This is a genomic window from Armatimonadota bacterium (genome assembly GCA_022563855.1).
In the GTDB taxonomy this organism is placed as follows: domain Bacteria; phylum Armatimonadota; class Fimbriimonadia; order Fimbriimonadales; family Fimbriimonadaceae; genus JADFMN01.
The window spans coordinates 52,262-64,306 of record JADFMN010000002.1 but is presented as its reverse complement, the minus strand read 5'-3'; the positions used below and the strand labels follow the sequence as shown (position 1 = coordinate 64,306).

Below are 12,045 nucleotides of genomic sequence, written 5' to 3'. Positions count from 1 at the left end.
CCTTTCGATCAGGCAATCACCGTCTTTTCTGTCAGGTAGTCGGCTCCGTCCCAGACGAACGTGGTCGACACATCGGACTCTTGCTCGCTATTGGTCTCGTGTGCGGTGCGGCGCAGGCCCGTACCGGAGTAGGTGTAGGTCGTCGATATCGATCCGGCCTTCACGTTCGTTAGCCGTTGGGCATCGTCGTAAGTGTTGGTCGTGAGGGTGCCTCCGACATTTTGGATCGTCATGCTGCCGTCGTCATCGTAGGTGTATGTGGTGAGCACCGCGCCCTGCAGCATCGTAACGATCTGGCCGAACGCGTTGTACGTGAAGCTCATCGGGTCGGAGCCTTCGTGGTTCTTCACCGTCATGTTGCCGACGTTGTCGTACGCGAAGGTCGCAGCCGCTCCAGAGACGTCCTGCTCGGACAGCCTGTAGCCATTGTCGTACGTCCAGGTCGTCAGCGTACCGTCCAGATCGCGCGTCAGGCGGTTGCCGACTGCGTCGTAGCCGTCGATCATCGTGATGATCTCAGCGTCCGCCGCGTTCAGCTCAATCTGCGTGGTCAGCTGGCCGGCTGCATCGTACTCGTACTGCCGCTTCGACCCGAGGCCCATGAGAAGAGTCGTTCGCTGGCCGGCTGCGTCGTAGGCAGCCGTATAGGTGTCGTCATCCGGGTCTTTCGCTGTCAGGCGCTGGTTCGCAGCGTCATACGTATACGTGAACCGTCCAGCGTCGGGGTCGATCATGAGATCGCGATTTCCGACCGCGTCGTACTCATAGGTGATGACGTCGCTGTCGGGGAGCGTGACTTTGGTGTTGTAGCCCGCACTGTCGAACGCCCACACCCAGTCGCCTTCGTCGTCGACCATCGTCGTCTGCTGCCCTGCCGCATCGTAGGCGAAGGTCAACACGTCGCCGCTGGCATACAGGATGCTGGCAAGCTGTCCCGCATCGTCGTAGGACATCGTTTGACGGTCTCCCGAGGGCATGATTGCCGCAGTGACCTGTCCGGCGGCATCGTAAATGGACGTCGTGACCTTGCCTATCTGGTTCTTGATCGTCTCCTGCCGACCCGCGTCATCATACGTATACGTTATCCTGCCGTCATCGGCGTCGACAGTCTCGGTCAACTGATCCGCGTCGTTGAACACAGACGTCGTGCGATTGCCGAGCGCGTCTATCGTCGCCTCAGGTCGATTTGAATCGCTCTCGTAGACCACAGTGGCGACGTTGTCTAGCGCATCCTTGACCGTTTCGACAGCGCCGACCTTGTTGTAGGTCGTGGTCGTGACGTTGTTTAGCGGATTCTTGCTCAAGACGACTCCGCCGTTCGACAAGTAGGTCGTGGTCCAGACTTTACCCAGCGGGTTCTTCGTGGTGGTCTGGCGTCTAATTGCATCGTAAGTGTATGACGTACGGTTGCCCAGCGCGTCAATGTGCGCTTTGATCGCGCTATCTTTGAAGTAGACGGTTGTCGTGAAGTTGTCCCGTGCGTCTTTCGTCGATTCAGGCCGCCCTGCAGCGTCGTAGTTGTACGACGTGCGGTTGCTTAGCGGATCGATGTCGGCGGTCTTCTGCTTGGCATCGTTGTAGACCGAGGTCCAGCGGTTGCCGAGCGGGTTCTCGGTCGCGGTCAGGTACCCCATGTTGTCGTAGTTGTACGTCGTGACCTTGCCGAGAGCGTTCTCGGTGGTCGCGATTTTGCTCCACCTGTTGTGGGTGTTGGTGGTGCGGTTGCCGAGCGGGTTCACCGTCGCCTGCAGCAGGCACGAGTCATAAATATACGTGGTTGTCTCATTAAGCGGATTCTCGACGGTCTTGACGTTGTCCGCGTCGTCGTACGTGTAGGTGGTAACCAGCCCGAGAGGGTTTTTGCTGGTCACAACCCTCTGCAGCGAATCGTATGTGAAGCTCGTCCTGCCGCCATCCGAAGCGACGGTAGCCTCGACGAAGCCGTCAGCGTTGTAGACCGTGGTCGTTGTCAGCCCTCGTTGGTCGGTGGCCGTCTCCCTCAGACCGGCTGCGCTATAGGTAAACGTCTCCTTGTTGCCGCGCACATCGGTCCGGCCTGTCATCAGGCGGTCGGCGTTGTACGACATCGTGGTGGTCTCGCTGAGAGCGTTGGTGATCGTGGTCAGGTTGAGGTCGGAGTCGTACTCGAACGTCGTGACGTTGCCCTCGGGGTCTTCGGCGGTCTCGATTTGGCCGAAGGCGTTGTACGAAGTGGTGTTGACGATGCCGAGCGGAAGCGCTGTGACCGTGCGCCAGCCGTTCCCATCGTAGGTGTAATTCTCGGTGTACCCTTCTGGTCTGTTGACCGATTCGACCGCGCCACCTGCGGAGTAGTTGTAAGTGGTCTTCGCGCCGGTCGGCGAAGTCGTGATCGTCTGATTGTCCTGGCGAAACCCGCCAAGGTACGTGTACGTCCAGATCGCCGTGCCCACAGCCATGCTCGCGACCTGCTTGTTCGTGGTGTACATGTACGTCGTTATGTAGCCGCGCGGATCTTCGATCGTGTACAGCATCGTGTTCGGACTGCCGGCGCCCGCGAACGAGTAGCCGTATTTGGTGGTGCAGCCTATGGGCGTCGAGAACTGCGTCAGCTCGTTGTTGGCGTCGTACTGCATCGTCCACCGGCGATTGCTCCAGTCCTCGACGCTCTGCAGAAGAGAGGTCGGAGAGCCTGCGATGTATGCGAAGGTGACCTTGTCGCCGCTGGGGACCTCGATGGTCTTGAGCAGCCCTTCCTCGACTCCAGTGCCGTAGGTGTACGTATGCTTCACGCCCGCAGGAGTTTCCCATCTGATGAGTTCGTGCCGCTTGCCCGCGGCTTTCTGCTTCTTGTAGATCGCCTTCATGCCGTCGGTGAAGTACTCGGTGAACTCCGCACCGTCGAAGCTGAAGGTGGTCTTGGTGGCGTTGAATACCGACGTGTAGGTCGTTATGCCGCCAGCGGTGCCGACCTTGTCGTAGGTGTAGGCCTGGAAGTTGCCGCGGTAGAGCGTGATGTCGTCCGTTCCCGAGATTACATGGTTGTTGACATTGGCAGACCGGTGCTTGCCATACATCTCGTTGACAGATGACTTGGCACTGTAGAAAAAGCTGATCGAGAGATCGAACGCCTTCGCTCTCAGATAGATCTCGGGGTCGATCAAGAGGTCGCCGGTGACCGGATCAGGGGTAGGGCGATGCGGATGAGTCCTCTCGGCGTCAACTTCGATTCCCATGTCGAAATCGGTTTTCTGACCGCTGCTGTGTCTCGGATCGGTGTGCATTTCTCGTCCTTACTCTTCAGCCATCTGACAAGAGAGGCTGATGAACTCCGAAGGGGGCGCGCATGGACCGATGTCGGGGTTGTTGGGCCCGGGAGTCGGTTGCGCTAGGTTCATATCGGAGCAGAAGCTGTTGACGGGACATTTGTCGTCGCAGTCTTCGGGTGGTGGCTGTGGTCCTCCGAAAAGGGCTACGCCTGGTCTGCCGCAACAGTCGTCGGATGGGCCTGGCCCTGTGCCGCCGCCGCCGTTACCTGGATGTGATGGCATTCCTGTTTTCCTCTCGATTCGGTCAATCTTGCGGAACCGGCGTCTCAAGCACCTTTTTCAGCGCAGAGACGACCTTGAGCGTATGCTCGGTGTCCTTGAATCACGCTAGCAAACCTAGCATCCAGTTGTCAAGGGCAACTTTGAAACTGTCACGGGCAACTATGAAATCTGCATGAAATGCCCAAATATTCCCACGTTCCTTAAGCGTTTCAAGCTGCAAGACTCGAGACGCGGGCAACAGATTGTGTCGGCATTCTTGTTCTCCTCTCTGCTCAGTCAGTCTTGCGGAACCGGCGTCTCAAGCGCCTCGTTCAGCGCAGAAACGGCCATGTCTGCCATCGGTGCTTTCCCTTCTGGCAGACCCCGTAGAATTACTATAACGTCCTTTCCACCGATTTGGCGGGCGTTTTCAACGGGCTTTCCACACACGAGCTGGCAGACCAGGCTGGCGCTGGCTATCGAGGCAGGGCATCCGTTGCTCTCGAAGGATGCTGCTTTGATCGTGCCGGCTTCGACGATCAAATGAATCCTGATGTAGCGCCCTTCTCCAGGCACTCCCATCGTTCCGGTGTGTGATGCTCCTTCCAGTTTCCCTTCATTGCGAGGGCTGTTTGCGAGGATCATCACGGTGTCGTTGAATGCCATCTACTTCTCCGCCGCAATCGCTCGCTCCAAACCCTCGACCTGCTTCAGGGTTTCCTCGTGACCAGGGTTTAGGGTTAACGCCCGCTGCATATAGTCCAGCGCTCTCTTAAACCTGCCTTTGCGCGTTTCGCTGATTCCTAAGAAGAACGCGGACTCTGCGTCGCCTTGGTCGCTCAGGGCCGGCCAGAAGCTCGACGCCTCCTGTTCCATCCCTTGCTTGAGCAGCCAGGTTGAGTAGGACTTGGCTGCATGGATGTTTCTTTCAGAAAGTGCTGTGAATGTTGCGTGTACGTTCTCCGGGCCGCCAACATTTTCCGCCAGCTTCAATCTCATCTCGGCCCAGCTCTTCCGTTCACCTTCGTTGCTGGTGACGTGTTGGATTGCGTATTGCGCTGTTGCGATATCTTGCCTCTTTAACGCGTGGTCGAACAGGGCGAACGCACTCGGCATGTAGTGAGGCGCAAGTTCCAAGGCAGATTTGTACTCTACTTTCGCCTCTTCGTACCGATCGAGTTCTATGAGAACGCCCGCCATGTTGTGCTTGCACTTGAAGCCGAGAATGCCGACGTCCATGCTTGTATAGTACGTCGACGGATCGCACTTTGCAACCATCGTGTAGTGGTGCAACGATTCCGAGCACCGTTCAGCATTCGACAGCATCAATGCGAGATGAAAGTGCAGCTCTGGGTCGTCGCCAACGATACTCAGTCCTTCTTCAAGAACATGAATCGCTTCTCCCGTCTGCCCGAGTTCTCTGTGCGAGACCGCCTTCAGCGAGTAAGTCTTCCTCACATGAGAATCGTTCGGATTCGATACTTCGAGGCATCGGTCGAACCACTTGAGCGCTTCCTCGTGGCCGTCGGTGTAATGCGCCGTCATGCCGAGGTTGAACAGCACGAACGGATGATCCGGCCTGTCTTCAAGATCTAGCTTGAGGAGCTTCTCGTCGCGCACTCTCTTCTTCCTTTGCCCGCTTTCGGACGTGTCGTATCCGGAGTGGAGCACGTGTGCACTGCATCTCGCGATCTTGCCTGGATGTTGTTTTAATTTGCCCAGAATCTGCTCATGGATGCGACCTTCAAATTCAAGGCCTGGAAGGTTGCGGAAGAGTTTGACGTGGTCTACCCGCGTGCCGCCGCTTGGACCGTCCTCGACAAACTGCACCGGTACGACAAATCCAATCACATCGTCCTTGGCATTCATCACAGCGTCAAGAATCGCCTCACCGCAATCGAGAGGCAACGTGTCGTCGGCGTCGAGCCAAAAAAGCCAGTCTCCTTTCGCGCCACGCATCGACTCGTTTCTCGCCACAGAAAAAGAGTCCGGCCATTCCATTTGTCGCACTTCCGCTCCAAATGACTTCGCAATCTCGACAGTCTTGTCCGTAGAGCCTGTATCGACAATGATCATCTGCTTGAAGAACGGCTTTGCGCTCTCAAGACAATTTGCAAGGACGCGTTCTTCGTCGCGAACAATCATACAAAGTGATATGTTGGCGGCAGTTCTCTTTCGACCAATCTCTTTAAGACGAAGCTCCGGCTTGCGCGCTTCGTCAAATTTGATCGGTTCGGCAGACGTACCTGCAAGATGTGATGCGTAACCCGACTCGATGTCTGTTCTCCACTTCTCGCGGAACTTCTTCTCGTTTGTCCGTAGCAGTTCTCCGGTCTCGGGCGCAACTTTCCGGAGTGTTTGAGATCCTTCGTGGTGGACGAAGGAATTGGAAGCAATCACGAGCCGCCAGCCCGACCGCCGCAATCGATGACAAAGGTCGTTGTCCTCGAACGTGCCCAAACCGAACCGCTCGTCAAAAGGGCCGACGTCTTCGAGTGCTGTGCGTTTGACAGCTAGGCAGAAGCCCACGAGCATATCCACCTCTCTTGGTTCCTCATCGACGTTTGCGAAATCATCTGCGAACAGGTCGATCCTGGTTCTGTCCGTATAGGTCGGATCGATGCGCTGAAGATGACCGCAGTTGTTCGTGAGAGGGCCGCTCGCCGCGATCGTACCGCTCGGTATTAGTGGCTCGATCAGCCGGATGAGGCCAGACCGGGGGACAATCGTATCGCTGTTCAAGAAGAGCACGATATCTCCCGTCGATTCGCCGAAGCCCTGATTGCAGGCCTTGCTGAATCCGAGGTTTTCATCGTTCTCCACCCCCACTACGAAGTCAAAGTCCTGGCGGACTCTCAGGCAGTCATCTGGCGACGCGTTATCGATGACGATCACCTCGTGCACCAAATCCGCGCATTTTGACAGAGATTCAAGACAAGACCGGAGCAAAGCTGCGCCACCATGGACAGGAATGACGATAGAAACTCGTGGCCAAACCTCGGGCGCGGCAGCTGGCCATGGAGAGCAAATGCCGGACGTCCGTCCGTTCATCAAGTCTGCAAGTACCTGCGGGACCTCGATCCTCTCAGCAAACCTAAAGGACTCCGGGCGCGTCGGGTGAAGGTTCCTGAGGCACTTATTTGACTCCCAAGACCTCCATACGCTCTGCCACCATCCTGAAACGAGTTCGTCGTTGTCGCTCCAACAATCTAACCTGTCTCTAACCTGATCATCGGAGCCCACGAACGTCAGCCGGTGGATCAAGCCGTAATCCTCCCCAAGGACCAAACGCCGTCCACGTTGTTGATCGTGCAGACTCGTATGGTCCGCGCTGTATAGATCAACGAGAATGCAACGCGGCGTATCTTCCCTCGGTCTAACTACGTACTCTACAGTCTTCCAATATGCATCCGACATAGCGTACACACGATCAGCAAGATCGTTCTCGGCAATTGCTAATAGGTGTCCCAGCAGTTTGGAGTCCAGGACTTCGTCTGACTCTGGTATGAGCGCATGCGAATACCCTCTGGACTTAAGCTCTGCGATCGCCGCACGTTTGTGCTCGTCCTCGCTGACCCATTCTCCCTCGATTACCTCCGCGCCGGCGCCAGCAGCGATTGCAGCGGCCTCTTCCCAGTCTCCCGGCTCGCCGCATCTAGACAGCCTGCTCACAAATACGAAAACTGGAACCCGCCCTTCGAGCGCTGCTATCGAGTCAGCAAGAAACGCGCTGTCAGCATGTAGGCGGTATACGGCGGCAACGCCGCCTTGACTCTCGGCTTTCATAAACGCGACCCTGGCCTTTAATTTACTCCACACTCGTCTGATCCAGCTCGCAATCGGTGAGAATCTGACTGAAAAACAGACGAAGCATGTAATCGTCGTGCTCTGCCAAACCCCCAACGTGCTACACGTTCACGGCGCGAGAAGCCTTGGCGCAGCCGGTGATAACGACATTCTCTCCATCGTTGCAGGACTGGGCCGAGGCCTTGTCTCTGAGTAGCTGCTCATCGCGAACCGGTGCCAGCGCACAGCCGCTGTCAGAGGCGGTAAGAGGTAGCATTGAGTGAAGATGGGCCTCAAGTGGGCAGATCGCCTGAGCGACAGTATTGCCTGCCGGTTAAATTCACTACATGGAGCTGCAGCCTGCAAAGTCGTCTATCGTAATCGTCACGTTCAACTCGATGACGACTCTTGAACGTTGCGTCTCCAGTGTTCTAAACGAGACAGCTGACAGCACTGAGATCATCTTCGTCGATAACGGATCTGCAGATGGCACGGCAGCATTTCTCAAAGAGCTTGCCACAGGTACGCCGCGAGCAACCATCATCTGCAACGATGACAACCTCGGCTATGCCGCGGCCGCGAACATTGGAGTCCGCGAAACCTGCGGAGAATTCGTTGTACTGCTAAATCCGGATACGGTCGTTCGCTCGGGCTGGCTGAACCAAATGCAAAAGGTGTTCCGCCTACCGAAAGTTGGAGCGGTCGGCCCGCTCTCAAACTACACAGCCGGGCAGCAGTACGTCGAGTTCCACATTCCCAAGCAGGGTGACAATCGCCTGAATTACGACCAATTGCATGAAATGGTCCGTGAAAGAAACTGCGGCCAGTCCGTCGGGACGAAACTAATCATTGGCTACTGCATGATGCTCTCGCGAAAGGCGCTTGAAGAGGTCGGCCTGCTCGATGAGGAACTGTTCCTCGGATGCGACGACTTCGACTACTGCTGGCGATTGCGGTATCACGGCTACCAGCTGCGCGTTGCAACGGACACGTTTGTGGAACATGTCGGCCATGTCAGCTTCAAGACCCTGCCAGCGGAGGACACCCAGCGCATGCTCGCAGCGAGCAACATAGCCTTCGCGAAGAAGCTAGAGGCCCAATACGGCCGGGGAAACGTTCCGACGTCCGAAGAACTGTTCGGCATCAACATCTTCACTCCGCCATACGACTTGTGGCCGGGCAAAACCTAGATGAATGATGTTGGACATGCCCTAGCAAATCCATGAACATCCCCAACATCGATAGAATCGCATCGTTGACCGACTGGAACGCGAAGCCAGTGCTCATTGCCGGCAAGGGTCCGTCGTTCGCAGCGAGACCGAACGACATCGCTGACAAGTTCCACGTCGTGTGCATAAATCAGACGGCGTCATTCCAGCATTGCCTTCTAGCTGTGATGAACGACTTCGAGTCGTGGCTGGATACCGAACCGAAGAACCCCGATACGGCGGTTGCGCTGCCAGCGATTCCGCATTGGTACCAATCCCCGGGCAAGTACAGTCTTGAGCACTGGGTGTCAATCGAAAAGTCAGCTAGAAGCTTGCACGAACGCGGACTCCTTTACGCGTTTGATATGAGGACGACTAGATTTAGGAAGTACCCTGACAAGCAACCAGTTTTGGCTATGTACTCTTCGACGGAGAGTGCCATTGAGATACTGGCACTGATCGGAGTCAAGCACATGTTCACGATCGGCGTTGATGGTGGAAGCACGAGGTCTAAGGAGTTCCATAGTACGGAGGGTGGGCCGGGCTCCTACGACATGCAGTTCAGGCGGATCAGTGAGCTTCAAGAGCAGTACGCCATAACGGTCGAACCGCTTCTTGGAGACAAGATAGTGCATACCGCTGAGAACCTGTTCGAGGCGTGCCAGACCCGGGATGACATTCCGTTGGCGCTCAAAGAAGCAGAATTGACTGGTCAGTGGGTTGAGCTTGGTGTCGATCGCGGTACTTACTCGCGACTCCTCCTTGAGAAGGGCAAACCGGACATGCTTTGGTCGATAGACCGCTGGGGCGGTGACAGGGGGCACGACACGGCACGGTACGTGAGCGCGGTGAAGCTCCTGCAACCGTACGCTTCCAACAACACGGTAGTCCGCGCCTCGTTCTCTGAGGCCGTCAATCTGTTCCAGTCCGAGTCCTTGGATTTCATTTACGTCGACGGGTACGCCCACACCGGTCAGGAGTCAGGCAACACGTTGAGCGAGTGGTGGCCGAAGGTCAAGCCCGGAGGAGTGATGGCCGGGCACGACTATCACGAGCGTTGGCCCGAGAATCTGGCTGCCGTGGATCGGTTCGCTGCAGAGCACGGTCTGTCGATCCATGTTACGAAGGAAAAGGAGTGGCCGTCTTGGATAATTGTCAAGAGCCCTCTCAATCCTCCTGTAGCGCCGTAATGCTGTCCACGCTAACGCCTTTGTACGCGATCCAGCGACTGATGCCGTCTGCCGCTTCAGGCTCGATCGCCCGCTGGACGTTGGTCATGAACACTCGACAGGAGTTTCTGATGCAAGTGGCGGTCAATGCATCATCCGAGCAGAGGACTCGCCTCCACGTGTACTTGTTAGATCTGATACGCTCAGGCGGGAGCGCAGGCTACGCAGACAGAGCACAGCGACAGGCGAGGCTACGACATCCTACTCGGCTGGCACGTTCTACCATCAGCCTCGGTCTGTTGATTACTATGAACTCAGGGTCGCTCCGAATCGTTCGTTCCACAGCCTCTGATGTTAGGAAGATGCCCATATCCTCGAATCGCCTTTCAATCTGCCCGCGGACCTCCCTAGACTTGTCTTCTGCGTCTAGTCCAGCGATCTGACCGAGCTGACCAGACCCCTCAGGATCCGCTTGTTCCTCGTCCATACGCTTTGCGCGTTCCAAAAGCCGATCCAATTCACCTTTTTCCATTGTCTATCCCCGACCTGCATGTTATCACGAATCTTCGACGTTGATCGAGTTTCTGGCCGTGTTGCTAGACTCATATTCATATGCGGAGGCCTGCTTCGACTGCAGCAAGACCATAGAAGGTCGGATGGTAGTATGTCGTGGTCAGCCTTTATTGGCTGGCTGCCCCGGGTCTTTGTCTCCCCAGAGCCTGCGGCGTTTGCCTCAATAGGGCCAGACTCCTCCGAGGCGGGACGTTACGAAGCGATCGCAGTCAACATCTACCAATCGATTCGTCCGATTTCCTGTTCGGACGTACACCTCGTGCTGCTTCTTCCCCGAATCATTCTTGCCGACGACGTACGTAACGCCTGGTATCGCCGAGACGCTGACGACGCAGACAGTCCGTTTTCCCCGCATCTCCATCGAGACCGTGTAGCCCGCGTGTGGGTGAGGATACAGGGAGTTCTTCACGTGTTCGTGCAACAGAGCCTCGTATCTGTCGAGGTGCTTGTCTTGGAACAGCTCGGCTACCTCGTCGTCGATGCCTTGAACAGACCCGTCGTCTGCAATTCCAATAATGAGATCGCCGCCGTCAGAGTTGGCGAACGCTGCGATCGTCCTGAGCACGCCAGCACGCAGCTCTCCTTCCTTTCGACCGCTCCTCCTGTTCCAAAGCAGCGCAGACTTGTACTCAAGCCTTCTTGTTTCTACGGATCTGTCTTCGGGGCTTTATCCATATTGAACACGGCACCGGATTCCCGGTGCCCCTCAAGTTTCGGAACGAAGCCGCCGCTATGAGTGCTTCCGTTTATCAACGGTGACCGCGTGGGCTTGTGGCTGTTCAAACATGGCGACGTAATAACCGTCATAAGGACGATGAGCCGCTGGCGACATATGACACTGAAGCAGTTCGAACCGCCCTCTCCTCGATCTGGCTCAGAACACGCCGGTAGCGTCGGCGGCTTTTGAGACATCAGTTGGGACTGGCACGCCGCCACGATGACGTCCAAGCGCGATAGGGGCCGTCACCGGAACCAAGGCAAGGGGAGAGCAAATCCTTGGTCGATAACGGCCCCTATCGCTACGCAAATAAATCCCTACTTCCAAAGACGAACTTACCACATTCCATCGTGAAATGTCTCTTAATGCGGTCAGTTTCTACCAATTCCTTTGCGACCTCAATGAACATACTCGGCTAGCAGTTTCTTCATCCTCAATGACGTCCAGAACTGCGGTGTAGCTGTTGAAATCATGAACATAAGCTCGCTGGTTCCAGCTTTCAACCTGCCGACAAGCTTGCAGTTTTGCTTCACGTTGCAAGCCTTCCTTGAGCAGATCGCTCATTTTGATCTGTTTCGCCTACTAGCGCAACGTCTCGCTGACAGTCACATCATCAGTATTCTTTCTAGATAGGTAACGAGCCCTTCTTCGAGAAGGGCTCGTGAAGTGGATCTGCTTACGTGCTCAGGCGAGCATCGCAGTCAGCGGATCAACCCTGGACCGAAGTCCGAGCTATTGGCGAGTTGCCAGAGCTTCAAAAAGCCTGTCGATGGTCGGGTTGGAGCAGGCGAAGGTCGGCTTCTTGTCCAGAGCCCGCCTTGAAACAGCGAGGTCTGTCCGAGAATCCCAATTGTACCACCAGAGCCTTGCCTCCCTCCTGTGTGAATCGTTGTGGATACCACAGACGAGCACTCGTTCATCAAGAACTAACCGCTCCTCTGCTGCTTCGATCTCTTCAAGAAGAGATTGCGAAGATTCCCTTGCTCCCAATGAACACGCTACATAAGCCATCGTGAGGCGACAGGTTCGTACGCTCCATGAAAAAACCGTGAAATGGGGAGAAGTTACAGAGAATCACAACG

General features: G+C 56.1%; 7 protein-coding genes. 2 read left to right on the top strand and 5 right to left on the bottom strand.

What is annotated here, in order from left to right; all coding sequences use genetic code 11:
- Positions 1-8: 8 nt before the first annotated feature.
- The 3 genes from IH944_02745 to IH944_02735 form a co-directional block, all read right to left on the bottom strand.
- Positions 9-3,215 carry an RHS repeat protein gene (locus tag IH944_02745; protein MCH7903468.1) on the bottom strand — a complete coding sequence of 1,069 codons (3,207 nt, stop codon included), beginning with the start codon at positions 3,213-3,215 and terminating at the stop codon, positions 9-11.
- Positions 3,216-3,806: 591 nt separating this feature from the next.
- Complete coding sequence (locus IH944_02740) at positions 3,807-4,175, bottom strand: iron-sulfur cluster assembly scaffold protein (GenBank protein MCH7903467.1); 369 nt, start codon at positions 4,173-4,175, stop codon at positions 3,807-3,809.
- Positions 4,176-7,295 carry a glycosyltransferase gene (locus IH944_02735; protein MCH7903466.1) on the bottom strand — a complete coding sequence of 1,040 codons (3,120 nt, stop codon included), beginning with the start codon at positions 7,293-7,295 and terminating at the stop codon, positions 4,176-4,178.
- A 347-nt stretch (positions 7,296-7,642) separates the two neighbouring features.
- Between IH944_02735 and IH944_02730 the strand changes: the two genes are divergently transcribed.
- Together IH944_02730 and IH944_02725 are read left to right on the top strand one after the other, a co-directional pair.
- Positions 7,643-8,485, top strand: coding sequence for a glycosyltransferase family 2 protein (locus tag IH944_02730; GenBank protein MCH7903465.1), 843 nt, complete (start codon positions 7,643-7,645; stop codon positions 8,483-8,485).
- Positions 8,486-8,550: 65 nt separating this feature from the next.
- Positions 8,551-9,693: a class I SAM-dependent methyltransferase gene (locus tag IH944_02725; protein MCH7903464.1), complete on the top strand. Its 1,143-nt coding sequence runs from the start codon at positions 8,551-8,553 to the stop codon at positions 9,691-9,693.
- Between the two features lie 712 nt (positions 9,694-10,405).
- Here the strand turns inward: IH944_02725 and IH944_02720 are convergent.
- Together IH944_02720 and IH944_02715 are read right to left on the bottom strand one after the other, a co-directional pair.
- Positions 10,406-10,861: an ATP-binding protein gene (locus IH944_02720; GenBank protein ID MCH7903463.1), complete on the bottom strand. Its 456-nt coding sequence runs from the start codon at positions 10,859-10,861 to the stop codon at positions 10,406-10,408.
- Between the two features lie 480 nt (positions 10,862-11,341).
- On the bottom strand, positions 11,342-11,527 hold the full coding sequence (locus IH944_02715; GenBank protein ID MCH7903462.1) for a hypothetical protein: 186 nt from the start codon (positions 11,525-11,527) through the stop codon (positions 11,342-11,344).
- Positions 11,528-12,045: the final 518 nt, after the last annotated feature.